General features: G+C 53.5%; 14 protein-coding genes. 7 read left to right on the forward strand and 7 right to left on the reverse strand.

Annotation, left to right across the window (positions count from 1 at the left end; all coding sequences use genetic code 11):
* Positions 1-33 precede the first annotated feature (33 nt).
* The 4 genes from PJE062_RS20480 to PJE062_RS20495 form a co-directional block, all read right to left on the reverse strand.
* Complete coding sequence (locus tag PJE062_RS20480; protein ID WP_008551630.1) at positions 34-1029, reverse strand: hypothetical protein; 996 nt, start codon at positions 1027-1029, stop codon at positions 34-36.
* A gap of 166 nt (positions 1030-1195) precedes the next feature.
* Positions 1196-3172 (reverse strand): type III effector, encoded by a 1977-nt coding sequence (locus PJE062_RS20485; RefSeq protein ID WP_008551553.1) that lies wholly within the window; start codon positions 3170-3172, stop codon positions 1196-1198.
* 25 nt (positions 3173-3197) lie between these two features.
* Positions 3198-3662: a type III secretion system chaperone gene (locus PJE062_RS20490; RefSeq protein WP_008551632.1), complete on the reverse strand. Its 465-nt coding sequence runs from the start codon at positions 3660-3662 to the stop codon at positions 3198-3200.
* A gap of 184 nt (positions 3663-3846) precedes the next feature.
* Entirely contained in the window at positions 3847-4752 is a 906-nt protein-coding gene (locus PJE062_RS20495; protein WP_008551330.1) for a LysR family transcriptional regulator, read from the reverse strand.
* Positions 4753-4860: 108 nt separating this feature from the next.
* On the opposite strand from PJE062_RS20495, the gene PJE062_RS20500 reads away from it, so the two are divergent.
* Together PJE062_RS20500 and PJE062_RS20505 are read left to right on the forward strand one after the other, a co-directional pair.
* Positions 4861-5319, forward strand: coding sequence for an SgcJ/EcaC family oxidoreductase (locus PJE062_RS20500; RefSeq protein ID WP_008551323.1), 459 nt, complete (start codon positions 4861-4863; stop codon positions 5317-5319).
* A gap of 40 nt (positions 5320-5359) precedes the next feature.
* On the forward strand, positions 5360-6097 hold the full coding sequence (locus PJE062_RS20505; RefSeq protein ID WP_008551260.1) for a VOC family protein: 738 nt from the start codon (positions 5360-5362) through the stop codon (positions 6095-6097).
* On the opposite strand, the gene PJE062_RS20510 is transcribed toward PJE062_RS20505, so the two are convergent.
* Entirely contained in the window at positions 6098-6799 is a 702-nt protein-coding gene (locus PJE062_RS20510; protein ID WP_037037776.1) for a DUF4336 domain-containing protein, read from the reverse strand.
* Positions 6800-7173: 374 nt separating this feature from the next.
* Here PJE062_RS20510 and PJE062_RS20515 point away from each other — a divergent pair, with 374 nt between their 5' ends.
* Positions 7174-9012, forward strand: a complete 1839-nt coding sequence (locus PJE062_RS20515; protein WP_008551410.1) for an SLC13 family permease — start codon at positions 7174-7176, stop codon at positions 9010-9012.
* On the opposite strand, the gene PJE062_RS20520 is transcribed toward PJE062_RS20515, so the two are convergent.
* Positions 9013-10068, reverse strand: coding sequence for a helix-turn-helix domain-containing protein (locus PJE062_RS20520; protein ID WP_037037777.1), 1056 nt, complete (start codon positions 10066-10068; stop codon positions 9013-9015).
* 291 nt (positions 10069-10359) lie between these two features.
* Here PJE062_RS20520 and PJE062_RS20525 point away from each other — a divergent pair, with 291 nt between their 5' ends.
* Positions 10360-10782, forward strand: coding sequence for a DUF805 domain-containing protein (locus tag PJE062_RS20525; protein ID WP_008551602.1), 423 nt, complete (start codon positions 10360-10362; stop codon positions 10780-10782).
* 15 nt (positions 10783-10797) lie between these two features.
* On the opposite strand, the gene PJE062_RS20530 is transcribed toward PJE062_RS20525, so the two are convergent.
* Positions 10798-11544: a hypothetical protein gene (locus tag PJE062_RS20530; RefSeq protein ID WP_008551544.1), complete on the reverse strand. Its 747-nt coding sequence runs from the start codon at positions 11542-11544 to the stop codon at positions 10798-10800.
* Positions 11545-11716: 172 nt separating this feature from the next.
* Between PJE062_RS20530 and PJE062_RS25850 the strand changes: the two genes are divergently transcribed.
* From PJE062_RS25850 to PJE062_RS20545, 3 genes are all read left to right on the forward strand, one after another.
* Complete coding sequence (locus tag PJE062_RS25850) at positions 11717-13285, forward strand: P-loop NTPase fold protein (protein ID WP_008551643.1); 1569 nt, start codon at positions 11717-11719, stop codon at positions 13283-13285.
* Positions 13286-13445: 160 nt separating this feature from the next.
* Positions 13446-14822 (forward strand): sodium:solute symporter, encoded by a 1377-nt coding sequence (locus tag PJE062_RS20540; protein WP_008551561.1) that lies wholly within the window; start codon positions 13446-13448, stop codon positions 14820-14822.
* Positions 14823-15001: 179 nt separating this feature from the next.
* Positions 15002-15379, forward strand: coding sequence for a hypothetical protein (locus PJE062_RS20545; protein ID WP_008551286.1), 378 nt, complete (start codon positions 15002-15004; stop codon positions 15377-15379).
* Positions 15380-15430: the final 51 nt, after the last annotated feature.

A 15430-nucleotide genomic window follows, 5' to 3' on the forward strand; every position in this document is an offset into this window, starting at 1 on the left:
TTGGTTTTTCAAGTGGCTGGAAGTATGGCTTGGCTAGACGTGCCACTCGGCGAGGCCGATGCGTTCTGAGCTGTCCACTCGCAATGTGATCGGCTGGCTGTCTTTGTCATGCATTAAGACAGTATCTGCGCCCACACATTCGGTGAGCATGATAACGATGTTGCCGCGTGACAGGCTGTCCGTGTGGATCGTGTCCCCAGGCAGCATTATGGCTTTGCCCTCTGGGACTTTGATGTTTGCCATGGCGAACTGGTTTTCCGAGACCTGCTTGCCGACAGTAATGATGATCTCGTCCTGATCTGAAGACGGCATAAAGATATGAGGAAACTCATGTCTTTCCACGAAGAAACCATTGGCCTCCTGCAAGGAGTATTCATGGTTTGCGGGCGTGATTTTGTATTCGACGACGTTCAGATCACATTTGTCGAACTTGACCGGGACGGTCTCACCTTCACCGAATACTTTTACGCCAAATGCGCGGGTCACATCCTCAAAGGCTGGCGACAGCTCCGTAACCATCGGAATTTCAAGCAAAACCTCCGAGCAGGAAAGACAGCCTGATGCGCCGAAGACATTGCCGGGGGCTACAATGTTAATTGTATGGGCATCATGCCAGGTTCCCTCGATGACAGAATATGCACTCTGAGGGATGCTGGACAATGGGACATCGGATTTCGCTACACTGCGATGGGTTCCCTCGGTGGTTTGGGAGGGAGAGGCCGGAGAAATATGGGGTGCGTTGCGTGTGATAACCACATCGCTGCCGGGCGGTACAATGTTGTGAAGCGCATTCGTTGTTACAGCGACTTCGTTGTTGACCACACGGTGTATAGAGACCGCCTTTAAGGCGTTTTCTGACTTTTGATTTGCAAGGTCGCTGTTGTACTTAACGGTGATGCCAAGGTTGTTGAGGTGCCTTTCGCTGTAAGAAGGAAGCTTGGCATCTGCCTTTACAGCTGCTGGCGTTGTTGTGGTCGGATGAAGGCTTTCCGGCACCTGAGGTGTCGAAGTTGCAGATGTTACTGGCATTTAGGTTCCCTCCTGAAAAATGCACAATAAATCAGCTCAGTAGCGGGTAAGGCGCTGCTGAGTGTTCTAACTTGATTGAGAACTGGACTGGCTGCGTGGTGCTCTATGAGGCAGGCCGTGGCTGGATCAACTTCGGTTGGTTTTCCGAAGTTGATCCATAATCAGGTCAGGCTGAGAGGGCCTGCAGCTGGGCCTCGAAGTCTGCACGTTCTTCCGGAGTGAAGCCACGCAGGTGGTTGCCATCGGTGCGCTGGGCGATCACCTGGGCGACGAACTCGTTAGCCTTGTCTGCCGGGATGTCCGGGTAGTTCTGTGCAACGTAGAGCGCGATGGTCTGCTGGTCTTCGTTGAAGTTGATGCCACCCGGTGTGGTGATCTGCTGTGGTTTGAAGCTCTCGGTCTGCGCCGCAATGTTCAGCTGAGCACCGCCGATCAGACGTGGATCCGCCACGGTTGCTGGCTGTGTGCGGCTCAGGCCCTGTGCCAGCAGTTCAGAAACGCGGACCGGCTTTGCACCAGCGGTCAGATCGTTTGCTGCCTTGGTGCGCAGGTCGAAGGTGTGCAGCAGCTCGTTGACGTCGCTTAAGGACTGGTTGGCGTCATTGGCTTTGAGCGCGGACAGCAAGGCAGCCTTCTGGCTGTCATAGTCGCCCGGTTGTTGCAGGCCGGAGTTTGGCTTCAGCAGTTGCTCGAAAGGTTTGTTGTCCAGCAGGGCCGGGAAGTGCTGGGTTGCCAGCTCGCGGAACTGTGGGGTGCTTTCCAGAGTGTTGCTCAGCTGCTCGGTGAAGTCGGCATCGAGGTAGTTGTGCTGCACGCCGCGGCTGGACTGCATGGCGGCTGCGCCCACCACTTCCAGACCTTCTGTTTTGGTGGTGCCTGCTACTTCCAGACCAACCACATGCTGCCACGCGCCCCCGGAGGACAGGTCACTGAAGCGCTGGTTGACGTCGTAGACAGGCTGCAGCTGGGAGGCCAGTTCTTTTTCCAGAATAGGTACTTGCTTGGCTGCGCCATCGACCACTTCTGCTCTGCTGGTGCCACCGCCGCGCTGGCCGACAGCGTAGACGAGGAAGTCCGCCTCGAAGTTACCGCCATCGGTGCTGATGGTCAGTGGACGGTTTTCACCTGCGGAGACACTGTTGATGTTCTGATAGCGGAACACGGTGCCGCCGTCTGAGCGGTCCTTGCCAGCTTCCGGTGCGGTGAAGGTGGAATCGATGCCAACAGAACGTACATCCCATGTGAGAGCGACGCCCGGCTTCTGACTTGGCTTCATCATCCAGAAGATGTTTTCTTTATCAACGCCGCGGGTTGCCAGTTCCATGATGGCATCGGTGCCTGCATTCGGACCCATAACGGCGACAACTTTTCCGGTCAGATCTCGAGTGCCAGCCTCAAAGCGCTGGAACTGGTCCAGATCCAGACAGTTGGCTGCATTCGGGTGGCCTGACTTTCTGAAGTCAGAGACTTCCTGCGGCACGTGGTGGTACTCGTAGTCGGAGCGCTCAATGCCAGCACCTGTTGCGAGGACGACCTTTTTGGCGAGAAGCGGTTCGCTGTTTGCGTCTGTCTTGACTTTGTAAAGGCCGGTTTCGCTGTCGCGGCTGATCTGGCGCACTTCCGCATCAAGGATATTGCCGCCGGAGACCTGATTGATACGCTGGGCGTTGAGCTCGGACCATGCTTTACGATCGACCGGATCAAGGCAGGAGGAGGCGATCGGATCATCGCCCGGGTTCACCAGCTGCTGCGCCTGGTTGATGCACTGGGTGTAGTGGCCTTTTTCATAACCGCGCGCACCTGCCCATGGATCATCCTTGCCCACGACCAGCACGTTTTGCTGGTTGGCGCTGTCGGCCACGATGGAGCAATCACAGCGCTTGAGGCTGGTGAGGTAAGCAGCGGCGGATGTTCCACGACCTACGCAGATGAGGTCATACAGAGCTTTGTCCGCACCGGAGTTGCCTTGAGTGGTCGCGAGCTGGTCTTTCACCGCGCTCTGGGTTTCAGCTGTCTTTTGCTGGTGTGCCTGCAAAGCCGGATTGGTGGTGGTGGATGCCTGGGTACCTGTCGTTTCTGCCTGAGAAGGAATGCTGGCTGGCGTGATGACTGGTGCTGTGGATGTGGTGTCTGTGATGGTCATGGGGAGCTCTCTGTGTATGTGGGGATCAGACTTTCAGGGAGTTTTCAGGCAGTTCTGTCGGCAGGTCCTGCATGGTGATCTGGCCGGACTTCAGAAGCTCACTCCAGCCTTGTGCGCGTTGGGCGAACTCGGTGAGGGCTGTGAAGAGATCACGGCGGTCCAGTCCATTGACCGGGATGTCCCAGAGCAGGGTGAGAGTTTTGTCTGTGTCTGCCAGCATGGCAAAGCGCAGGCTGCCTGTACCAGCCCATGACTGATTGACCTTGAGAAGATATGCCAGCAATTCGGCTGGATCAGCCTCTGGGAGAGGAGCGAGTTCTGCGCTGATGGCGAGGGCGTGTCGGTCTTCTTCAAGAGTGGCGATCACATCCAGACCCGTTGTGAACTGGAAGAGCCAGCTGTCTCGGTTTGGATCTGCAAAGGTAGACGCGTCCACGAGCAGATCGCTGACTTCCGTGATGAGCTTTGAGACTTCGTTGTGACTGACCATTGTTTCCGCCCTGTGTTTTCCTGAGGATGTTTGCTCAGGAGCATTGATTGCCGCCGTCCACGGCGTTGTTCCTGCGAAAACAATAGGGGGAGGTGAGCTACGCAATTGTGCTGATCAGCATAGCTCACGGATGTTTGAACCAATGTATGTTGGTTCTCTGATTTTCAGGGCTCTGCCTGAGGACTCAGAGCAAGGCGTTTGTGAGTGCCTGTTGAACTGCGCTGATGGTTTCCTGCACGGACTTAGGGGGCAGGTTGTCGTAGGTGTGTACTGCGTAGATTGGGGTTGGTGCAGGATCCGCCAGACCCGCAAGTGCCATCAGGCTGCCTGACTTGAGGTCCTGCGCAATGCCGATATCCGGCAGCAGTGCGATGCCGAGGCCATTACGGGCAAAAGCTGCGATGGCCTCAATGGTGTTGGCTTTGACCGTAGAGCGGAAGCTGAGGTCAACAAGGTCACCATTCAGCTTGGTTGGCAGTTGGTGTTTGACCACCGCGGGCTCTCTTGTATGGGCGATGTAAGGCAGAGACTGCACCCATTCCCAATAGGCTAGGGTGTCTGCTTCGGGTGCTTTCGCTAGCAGATCTGGTGAAGCGCACAGGATATCGTGCAGTGTGCCAATGCGGCGGGCCTGAAGAGTGCTGTCCGGTAACTGGCCTACACTGATAGCCACATCGATGCCTTCCGAGTTCAGATTCAACCGTTTGTCTTCCGCAATCACAGAAGGCTGTAGTGCTGGGAATTTTTGCGTCATGCTGGCAAGTGCGGGCGCGACAATGGGTGCGATGAGCGCGTGTGGGGCTGTGATGGTGAGTGGGCCAGATGGTGTAGCCCCGAAGCTTTCCATCTCCGTTTCTGCCTGTTGGGAGAGAGCCAGAATTTCCTTACAGCGCTGATAGTATCGCTCTCCCGCTGGTGTCAGTGACAGATGGCGTGTGGTGCGGATGGCAAGTTTCACATCAAGCTGCTCTTCCAGTCGCTTCAGGTTTTGGCTGACTGCCGACTTGGCGATGTTCAGCTCCTCCGATGCCCGGGTGATAGAACCGGTTTCGACAACGGTGACGAATGAAAGCGGAAGGGCCGAGAGCATTACTGTTCTCCAAATGTGAATAGTGATTTCCAGAATAGTCTGTTTTTCAAACAATGAAAATGAACCAAAAGAAGCTCATCAACATCGCATCTACATGGAGACCACGTGATGACCTTCCTTAAATCTATCGCTCTTGCTGCAACCGTCGCAGTTGGATTGAGCGGACAGGCTCTGGCTGATGAAGCTGGAAAACTGGCAGAAGGGGAATACAAGCTCAGCACTGCTGTCGCCACCGCAAGCCGTGCCTGGCGTGATGCGTTCAACGCTGGTGATGCGAAGGCTGCTGCAGCTCTTTACGAAGAAGATGCTGTGATGGTGGTGAAGCCATTTGGTACCTTTAAAGGCCGCGCACAGATTGAAGCGTTCTGGACCGACATCATCTCCAAAGGTTTTGATGATGTGGTTTACAGCGATACCGTGACCACTGTTCTGGACCAGACGTCTGCGCGTGTTGCAGCAAACTGGAAGATGAACAACGCCCATGGCATCATCACCAATGAGCATTGGGTTCTGCAACCGGATGGCCGTGCGCTTCTGCGTGAGGACCACTTCGAAATCGCGCAATAAAGAAACAGAAGCCCAACACCCTGAAACAAGGACACTTCCCATGGCAAAGCTCGATACTCTTCGTTTGCGTGTTCGTGATGCGGCAGCGCTGAAGCGGTTTTACTGCGATGTTCTGGGCATGTCTGATCAGGGTGATGGGCGTATTGGCTATACGCCGGAGCAAGTTGCGCTCCGGTTTGAAGAGGTGGGCGGAGCGTATCGCCCTCAGCCCACCGATCTTTACTGGAAGATTGCAATCTCAGTGCCCAACATTGAGCTGGCTTGTGCGCAGTTGCGGGCACACGGTGTGCCGGTGACAGAGCCACAGCAGTTTCGGGATGTGGGATACCTTGCCAAGTTCACTGACCCGGAAGGGTTCACCATCGAGCTGATTGATCATCACTTCCAAGGCGAGCGTCCTGAGGAGGAGCATGATCAGACCTTGCTGGGCGGTGGCCCGCACATTTCTCTAGTGACCTTGCGCTGTGCGGATATCTCCGCAATTGAATCAGACCTTCTCAACGGAGGTATGGCGCCGCTTTCCGTCCAGCCCGTCGAGCCTTATGGCTTTACGCTCTACTTCTACGCCTTCACTTCTGAGCAGCCTCCCAACACCGACCTCACCGCTGTTGAGAACCGCTGCTGGACCTATCAGCGCCCTTATACAGTGCTGGAAATCCAGCATGTCTCAGCGATGCAGGAAGAGACACAGCCAGACGCAGATGCCTCCGGTTACGAAGGCCTGACGGTTTCTGGCGCTTCTATGGCTTTAAACCGTCTGCGGATAGGATCTCAGTAGTTAGCTGACCTTCAACCAACGGAATGCGCGGTTCAGATAGGCAGCGCCATCTGAAGTTATCGGATTGCCATGGGCGATCACGACAGCTTTAGAAGGCCAGTTGAGCACTTTTCTGAGGGCTTCGCGGGCGGTTGCCTTGTCTCGAAACGCAACGCGGAATTTGCGGGGGACGCTTGGGGTGGGTTCCGTCATCAGGTCCAGCCGAGCGATGAGGGCGCGCCAGCCTTTGAACCATCCTTTTGGAAACTGCTGCAGCAGGTCCGTGAACAGAGTGGTTCCACTGGCTTTGTGAAAGAACACCACCTCAGTGGTGATGGAGTTGCCACCGACCACGCACTGCTCAATCTCATCCTGCCAACCTGCCGGGGCTTCATCGCTTAAGGTTGAAGCAAAAGAGAGATCTGGCCGCTTTTCTGCCAGACCGGGAGCTGCATGGAGTTTGGCCTCCGGGTAGGCCTGCGTCCATTCCGTGAGGAAGCTGTCGTGCAGGTGGTTGGGGGCGATGATGTGGCGAACAGGGCCAAGGGCATCAATCTCGCTTTTCAGATCTTCCGTCAAAGCGATCGGAGACCAGATGAAGAGCCCACCATCTTGCAAGCGGATGACCGCCATGCGGGTTGAATACTGAAAGCCGAGAGCAGCTGTGATGACTGGTCCATTTGCCAGCCATAATTCCGGAGCGAATGAGAGCAGTGATGACATGACATTCCCCAATGTGGATGTCTGGCGTGTGGAGCAAGACGCCGTATGGTCACTACACTAGGGTATCTGGCTGATGTGTGAAACATTCAATTTCCGCCAAATTTTCGGCTGTTTCGGTCAGGCCGGCAGCTTACCAAGCGCGTTTCTGGCTCTTTAGCAAAATTGAATAAAGTATAGGTGTAATGCCCTATAATATATCCACAGTCACAAATACGCGGTTTGGCAGCAAAACGTTTACTTATATCTCACGATAAACTAAGCGAGGCTTTGTAAGGCTTCCTGTCTTATTAGGAATTGTCGCGTATGCCTCTTATACATCGCATGACAATTGCCAGTAGACCACACTGATTTACTTCTTGAAGGACGCTAAGACTATGTCTTGGGAAATGCTCTTCACCTTCTTCGTACTTTTTGCAGCTGTCATTTTGTTTGTCACCGACAAGCTGAGGTTGGATCTTGTTGCGATCATGGTCATGCTGGCCCTGGGGCTTTCCGGCATTTTGACACCTTCTGAGATGCTCTCAGGATTTGGATCGACGGTGGTTATTCTGATTGCCGGGCTGTTCATCGTGGGGGAAGCGCTGGCGCAGACGGGGATCTCCTACGCAGTTGGCGACAAGATTGTGCAGGTGGCTGGTGATCAGGAATGGAAGCTGATTGTTCTGCTGATGCTGACGGTTGCGGCGCTTGCTTCTGTCATGAGCGTGACCGGGGCAGGGGCGATCTTCATTCCCGTGGCGATCCGGCTTGCCAGCCGCTCCAACCTTTCTCCCTCCCGATTGTTGATGCCGCTGGCTTATGGTGCGTTGATCGGAGGGATGCTGACCCTGATTGGTACGCCGCCCAACCTGATTGCCAATGCACAGCTGCAAAATGCTGGGATGGAGCCGTTCAACTTCTTCATCTTCACGCCGATCGGGCTGGTGATCCTGATTGTGGCCGTGGTCTATATGCTGGTGTATGGGCGGCTGTTCTTGCGCGGCCAGCAGCGGCCTCAGGGTGCGACAGAGCAAGGGCGGCGGACGCTGCAGGGATTTCTGGAAGCCTATGATATTGAAGACAAGATCGTTCGCCTGCGGGTGAGTGAGGAGTCTGAGCTGGTTGGCCAGACTGTTGTGAGTGCGAAGCTGCGCCGCCGGATTGGGCTGACGCTGTTCGGGCTGGAATATACCTCTTCCACGACCAAGCGACTGAAGGTGACCTCCACGCAGACAAACCGGGCCTTCAAGGCAGGGGACATTGTGTTTGGCGTGATGCAGGAGCCGATCAGCGCGGATGTGTTTGCCTGCATCGGGCTGGAGCTGTTGCCGATGGGTGAGGAAGGGCATCACCTTTCCGCCCGCGAGCTGGGCATGGCAGATCTGATTGTTGCGCCGGATTCCAAGCTGATTGGCCGCAAGATCAGCGGTGCGGGATTTCGGACCAACCACAGTCTGAGCGTTGTGGGGCTTATCCGCAAAGGAGAGGCGCTGCATGGGAACTTTGGGAATATTGAGCTGAAGTTTGGAGACCAGTTGCTTGTGGTGGGGGACTGGGAAAACATCGGCAAGCTGCAAACGGCGCGTGAGAACTTTTTGCTGCTGGCGTTTCCTGAAGAGATCAAGAACTATCTGCCGCGTCGCCGGTTGGCTCCGGTTGCGCTGGGCATTTTGATGCTGATGCTTATGCTGATCATCTTCCGCGTGGTGCCGAGTGTGACGGCGGTGGTTCTGGCGGCGACTGCTATGGTGTGTGCTGGCTGTGTGTCCGTCAACCGGGCGTACTCGTCCATAAACTGGCCCAGTCTGGTGCTGATTGCGGGGATGATCCCCATGGCGACGGCGCTGGAGAAGACGGGCGGGTTGCTGCTGATCGTGGATCAGATCATCGCGCTTTATGGAGACAGCTCTCCGTACATCATGCTGATGTCGCTGTTTTTGCTGACCTCTGTTTTCAGCCAGTTTACGTCGAACACGGCGACAGCGGTGCTGATTGCGCCGGTGGCGTTTGAGGTGGCCTCGATCATGGGTGTGCAGCCGGAGCCATTTTTGATGAGTGTGGCGATTGCGGCGTCCACGGCGTTTTGTACGCCCGTGGCCTCGCCGATCAACACACTGGTCATGGGGCCGGGGAACTATCGCTTCAAGGATTACGTGGTGATTGGGGTGCCACTGCAGATCATGGCATTGGCGATTGCAACTTTGCTTATTCCGATGTTCCTGCCGTTTTATTGATCAGCTGAGGTTCAAGATCCAGTCTTCGTACTGTCGACCCTGCTGGCTCTGCGTGCGTGCGGCGGTGGCGATGTCGTCCAGGCGGGCGCGGACGTCGCGGGGGGAGAAGCCGAAATTGTGTTTGAACATGCGGCTGAAGCTGCTCTCATTGGTAAAGCCGAAATCCAAAGCCACCTGATAGGTTGCTCTGTGGGTGTTGCGCGGGTCCATTAGGGCGCGCAGCACGGCCTTCATGCGTCTGTCGCGGATGTATTTGCTGACACCGCCATAGGGCAGAAACAGCTCATACAGTTTGCTGCGCGAGACGTTGACGGCGCCGGTGAGAAGGTCTGGCGAGAGGTTCGGGTTGGTGAGGTTGGCTTCTATGATACGGCGAGCGCGGGTCATCAGGGCCAGATTGACGCCATCGCGGCCAGCCTCGCTGTCATGGGGAACGCCGTTCAGGCAGGCGGCGATCAGGCCCATGGTTGCGGGCACCACTTGCTGAGCTTGCTGCATATCCAGTTTGTTGCTTTGGCCGCTGATGGACGAGATGTGCTCGCGCAGGATCTGGTTCAGCGGGTGGGCTGCGGGCAGGGTTTTCAGATTGCAGTCGTCCGGGCCTTGCAGCAGAGGGGCGAGCTGTTCGCGGGCGATGAGGATGGAGCGGTTGCTGTAGCTGCGTGAGAAAGAGCCGCCTTCCTGCGAGAAATCCAGAAAGATGGTGTCGCCCTTGCCCAGAGTGACGCTTCTGTCGCCTGCATAGAACTCGGCCTCGCCTTCATCATGAACCATCAGCAGGTAGTGATCCACGCCGTCTTTGGCCATGGCAGCGTTGGTGCGGTTGGCGATGTGGGCCTGTGCGGTGACCTGGGAGAGCATGATGGAGCCGAACAGGACGGATTTGACTTCGCCGAAGAAGTCGAGCTGATCATCACCGCTGTGGAGCTCTGCCTCGCACAGGCAGGCCAGACTTTCCCGCCAGACAGCGAACCTGTCTTTTTGTCTGATGGACTCCAGAGAAAATGAGTTTCTCGGAAGACGAGAAATAGTTTCTCCCTGTATGACCTCGCTCACCGGCCTCGCTCCCGTCTCCTGAATGCCTCTACCCTACATCTTATGTGATATATTTAACAGTAATACAACTGATGGGTGAGCTGACGTCGCGGGTGTAATTCTCAGTGTTGGGCGTGGTGTGCTGGTGCTTCACAGCAGTTGCTGGCGGTTGGGTTTTACCACTTGCAATCGGTGTTGGACCGGGAACAGGTTTGCTATCTGCACGCTCGATATTTTGGAATAGTGCGATGGGTTGGGGAACTCTAGAGTTGCAATGTCAACTCAAACGCACATGAGCAATGCGGTGGTGGGATGTTTTATCTTGGATTTAAAGGCAGGTTGGGCAGAGCGAAGTTCTGGTTGCTGAGTTTGTCATGGACTGGTTTGCTTTTGTCTACTCTTTTGTATGTGGTCCATCCGCTCGAAGTTGGTTCTGACACTGTTAAGTTTTCACTCGTGGCTCTTTTGTTTGCGGCCTTCTACTATGTCCAGCTCTCGTTGTTGGTCAGGCGCTTGCACGATATTGGCAAGTCTGGCTGGTGGTATGTTCCATACTTTTTCATTCCCACAACCTACCTCCGCTTTTTCAATCAAAACCCAGAATATGAAGCCCCACTTATTGTCACTATTCTGATTGTTTTACTGGCTATCTTTGGCATGCTGAACGCCGGTTTTGCTGCGGGGACCAAGGGGCCGAACAGGTATGATGCGGAGCTGACCCCGGTAGCTGCGTGAGTTGGGATGTTTTTGTCAGAGTGTGAGGATCTTCTTTAGGGGGAGTGATGCGCTGTAGGGTACTGGTATCCGGCCAGGTGAGGACATCATCAGATCGAATACTTCATCCAGATCCTGAGCTTTGGAAAGGTTTTCCTGAGGCGGGGTTACAATCTGGATGATCAGGCGATCCTCTTTGTTGGGATCTTCGATGGTTACATTGCGCCAAGCGTAAGCGGTCGATTTCTCGACAACAAAGACGTAGTAAGAATCCCAGTTGGCATCCAGTGTGACGAGTGCGAGACCGGCTTTGTCAAATATGGGCGCATAGTGGGCGAGATTGACTGGAAAGGCGGTATGTTCTGAAGCGAACTCCATCTCATGCTGCATTAGCAAATCCATGTCAGGTCTTTCAGATATACCATGTGCCTTCAGCATATCGTCAAACTCCGGGCCGATATCTTCGCTGTTATCCTTCCAATCGAAGTAGGCATGCTCTGGATGAGTGTAGGCAAAAAATTCAATAAGATACCAAGCGAGGGTGACACTCTTATCATCTAGTTCGATATCAAATTCGTCGCCAGCTGCTTTAAAAATTGCATCTGAGTTCTTCTCACTAACACCCGCCTCGATCGCTCTTGCGACCTGTATTGCTCTTGAATCATTGTTGGTTAGCATACGAACCAGACGAACTCTTTCCGCATCAAATACGCCCTGCCGGATCGCGTAAAAAGCCGCAAATGCAACGGCCAGTACCAGCAGTGTTATGAAAATGACTTTCATGTCTTCAAATATCCCATGCAAGAAACCCTGAGCTTTGAAATTTGCAGCTCATGATTGTTTTAATCTTGTAATTGCAATTTAAGGCAGAGTAATTTTGCAGTGTTGCCTGTAACTTAAGTGAGAAGCTTGGGCTTGAGTTTTTGTCTGCTAATGTTCTTTGGTGGGGTGAGCTGTGTCTGATAATGAAAACAAAGCATTTTGGATTGAGAACCATGACCTTTTGAACCGACATGAGGATGCTCAGTTCCTTAAAGCTTATCTTCTTCAGCAGCCTGAAAAGCAAAAGAAGTTAGGACATGTCGGCTCCTACGTCCTCAACGTGAATGCCGAATGGGGGTACGGAAAAACCTTCTTTCTTAAGACCTTTGCTAAACAGCTAGCTGATGATGATTACCTTGTAGCAGAGGTCAATGCTTGGGAAGATGATCACTCCGAAGATCCGCTGCTCACTGTACTATCTGCTATCAATAAAACTATTGAAGAAAATAAAAGCGAAAAACAAGAAGCTCAAGAAATCTTCAAAAAATCATCTCGCCAGATTGGGAAAACTCTACTTTCAATTGGCAAAGGGATAGCTTTGCATCAGGGCCGTAGATACCTAGGTGAGCACTTGGATGAGGCATTCGCTCTTCTGAAAGGAGATATAGAACAAGAGGAGGAAGGTGCGGATAAGTCAGATACTACTAGTGTCGTTCAAAAAGAGACGGAAAAAGTCCTCTCTGAAAAATATGAGGCGATAACAAAAAGCATTTTAGCTGGCTTTGAGAATGACAAGCAAACGATCGCAACCTTCAAAAAAGGACTGACCTCTGTCCTTGAGCACGGTATAGACGAGAAGAAGAAAACCCCGCTCTTTGTATTTATTGATGAGCTGGACCGGTGCCGCCCACTTTATGCAATTGAGCTTCTGGAGAGAGTAAAACATCTCTTTGACATACCTAATGTCATTTTTGTCTTAGCTACAGATACAGGTCAGTTGGCCTGTTCCATTAAGGCCGTGTACGGCCATGAGTTCGATGCAGAACGATACCTAAAGCGTTTCTTTAATCGTACATACAGCTTTGCAGATCCCTCTATCGAGAACTTTATCCGCTATCAGTTAGAGCGTAGAGGCTTAGACTTAAAAGAGTGTACTTGCCCTCCGGTGCAAATTGATGCTCAGGCATCGGATCTAGACCTGAAAGTGCTCAGTCTCGCTTCGATCTGCAAAAGCTACAATCTTAAACTTCGAGATATTGAGCAATGCATTGAAATTTTGGAAGGTTTTTTATCTGGGTGGCCTTACAAAAATTTGAATATCAATATCCAGCTAGCCGTTGTATTTTCTCAAATCATTGCATTTCATGAGTTAAACAGTGAAGCGTCGGTTCAAGATGCAATTGATCTAAATGCAAAACTCAGAGAGGAAAAAAAATCAAAAGGCTATCTTGAGTTTCAGGGGCGTTTTGTGAACTCGCCTAGTGGAGCAGCTTCTATATTAAATATCAGTTTAGATCAGTATCTTGGAAACTGTCAGCAGATAATGAATGATATTTCAAAAGTTGAACAGAACAGTAACAATAGAAATTGGACAGGTGCAATCAATCGCTCCTTTATGGGTGAACACCAAGCTCGATATAGGAACGCTAGACTAACTGGCGCATTGAGTTCTGTGATGGTTGAATACTCTCGTCTCATTGCTCAAGCAGGCCGATTATCAGCAGAAGTTGTCAAGTCTGATGAGGTCCCCGAACAAGAGTAAGTGCTCGGCTTCTTCTTGTCCTGCATATTTCCTCATTTACTACTACGTTTGCATCCCCCAAACCCCGCCTTTTAATGGTCTGTCTCATTCTCATGTAATGTCTTCCTGTTAGAGGTACGGCGCGTCTGCGTTTGTTGTTGTCTAAAAGGAACCCCTGCTGATGATCGATATGATTATCGTGGCTGGCTATTTGGTTGGCATTCTTGTGGTGGGGCTTTGGGGTGGCCGGATACAGCGGGGGCTGAAGGATTATGCGACGGCTGGGCGGGAGTTTGGGTCTCTTGTTATCTTCGCCACCATGTCTGCCTCCTTTATTGGCGGGGGCTTTTCTACCGGCAATGCAGAAAAAGTGTTTCTTTATGGTGTTGCCAACATTGTGGCGCTGTGGGGCTTCAGCTGCAAAGAGATCGCCGTTGCCACGCTGATTGCACCCAAGATGAAGGCTTTTCCCGATGCGGTTTCTGTTGGTGATGTGATGGGCCAGGCCTATGGCAAGCTGGCGCGCATTGTCACCGGTGTTTGCGGTTTGGCGCTGTGCTGCGGCATCGTGGGGGCTCAAGTTGGCGCGATTGGCGTTATCTTCAATGTGTTTTTTGGGCTGGACCGGTTTTGGGGGATCGGGATCGGCTGCGGTATCGTTATTCTTTATACGACGCTGGGCGGTATGCGGGCGGTGGTTTACACCGATGTGGTGCAGTTCGTTATTCTGGCGATTGGGATGCCGCTGGTTCTGGGCTTCGGCATTTATCAGATTGGCGGCATTGATGCTTTGTTTGCGGCGGTGCCGCCGGACCACCTTTCTCTGCCCGGACCGGACTTTGGCTGGATGGGGCTGATCGGGCTTATTCTAGTCTTTATGTTTGGCGAGACGCTTGTGCCTCCTTATATGCAGCGGTTGCTGGCGGGGAAGACGGCAAGCGCTGCGGCGCGGGGTACGCTTTATTCCGGGCTGTTCTCTTTTCTGTTCTTCGCGATCACCGGGGCGATTGGTTTGGTGGCCTTTGCGCTGGACCCGGATCTGAACCCCAACAACGCCATGAGCTTTGTGATTGTGAGTGTTATGCCGCCGGTGCTGAAGGGCTTGGTGTTTTCCGGTGTGATTGCGATTGTGATGTCTTCTGCTGACTCTTATCTCAACTCGGCCAGTATTGCGTTTGTGAATGATGTTTGGCGGCCTTTGCAGCGCAAAGAGATGAGTGAAGAGAACCTTCTCTTTATAGCCAAGCTGGTGACGCTGGTTGTGGGGCTGCTTTCTATTGTGTTTGCCGTCTCTATAGAGAGCATTCTGGATATTCTGATTTACGCCTACAATTATTGGGCGCCGATTGTGCTGGTTCCGCTGGTTGCGGCGATCTATGGCATTCGCCGTGGGACGACCGCGTTTCTGGCCGGGGCGCTCACCGGTGTTGTGGCCACTGTGGTTTGGCAGAGCGGGTTGAACTCGCCGTTTGATCTGCCGGGACTGGTGATTGGCGTGCTTGCCAATCTGGTGGTGTTCCTCTGCGTGCCGCGCTCGCCCATCTATATACATGACTGATTGTGGGCCTGCCGGGTGCGGCGGCGCTCAAGACATTTTGAAGTTTCGTGGCTTGCAGTGTGGCAGGGGGGCGATAGCCTCACCTTCACTTATAAGCGGCCTGCTGTTCTGCCGGGCCGGTTTCATTTTTGGTAGGCATCGTTCTGGCCGGGGTCGGCTTTGGGAGAGATGCTGAACAGATGGAGATTTTGATGCGTGCTTTACTCTCAGGTGTTTTTGTCGCGATGCTGGCCACTCAAGCTGTGGCGGGTGATGCCAGTGTGGTGGCCGCAAAGGTGACGCCGCAGGCTGACGGCACCTACCGGTTTGATGTCACCGTGCGCCACGGGGATGAAGGGTGGGATCATTACGCCGATGCGTGGGAAGTGCTTTCTGAAGATGGCAAGGTGCTGGCGGTGCGCACACTGGCCCATCCGCATGTGAATGAGCAGCCGTTTACGCGCTCGCTGAGCGGGGTGCAGGTTCCGGCGGGGATGGACCGCGTTGTCATTCGCGCCAGAGACAGCGTTCATGGGTATGGCGGTGAGACGGTGACGGTGGATCTGCCGGACCGTTGATTTCGGATTGCGGTTGCTTTTGGTGTTGCGGTGCTGGCTGACTGCCAGAAC

The organism is Pseudovibrio sp. JE062 (assembly GCF_000156235.1).
Lineage (GTDB): Bacteria > Pseudomonadota > Alphaproteobacteria > Rhizobiales > Stappiaceae > Pseudovibrio.

Coding starts and splice junctions, on each gene's coding strand:
- PJE062_RS20500 (WP_008551323.1), top strand. CDS start 4,861: ATGACCTTCCTTAAATCTATCGCTCTTGCTGCAACCGTCGCAGTTGGA.
- PJE062_RS20480 (WP_008551630.1), bottom strand. CDS start 1,029: ATGCCAGTAACATCTGCAACTTCGACACCTCAGGTGCCGGAAAGCCTT.
- PJE062_RS20490 (WP_008551632.1), bottom strand. CDS start 3,662: ATGGTCAGTCACAACGAAGTCTCAAAGCTCATCACGGAAGTCAGCGAT.
- PJE062_RS20545 (WP_008551286.1), top strand. CDS start 15,002: ATGGAGATTTTGATGCGTGCTTTACTCTCAGGTGTTTTTGTCGCGATG.
- PJE062_RS20495 (WP_008551330.1), bottom strand. CDS start 4,752: ATGCTCTCGGCCCTTCCGCTTTCATTCGTCACCGTTGTCGAAACCGGT.
- PJE062_RS20525 (WP_008551602.1), top strand. CDS start 10,360: ATGTTTTATCTTGGATTTAAAGGCAGGTTGGGCAGAGCGAAGTTCTGG.
- PJE062_RS20505 (WP_008551260.1), top strand. CDS start 5,360: ATGGCAAAGCTCGATACTCTTCGTTTGCGTGTTCGTGATGCGGCAGCG.
- PJE062_RS20485 (WP_008551553.1), bottom strand. CDS start 3,172: ATGACCATCACAGACACCACATCCACAGCACCAGTCATCACGCCAGCC.
- PJE062_RS20530 (WP_008551544.1), bottom strand. CDS start 11,544: ATGAAAGTCATTTTCATAACACTGCTGGTACTGGCCGTTGCATTTGCG.
- PJE062_RS20510 (WP_037037776.1), bottom strand. CDS start 6,799: ATGTCATCACTGCTCTCATTCGCTCCGGAATTATGGCTGGCAAATGGA.
- PJE062_RS20515 (WP_008551410.1), top strand. CDS start 7,174: ATGTCTTGGGAAATGCTCTTCACCTTCTTCGTACTTTTTGCAGCTGTC.
- PJE062_RS20540 (WP_008551561.1), top strand. CDS start 13,446: ATGATCGATATGATTATCGTGGCTGGCTATTTGGTTGGCATTCTTGTG.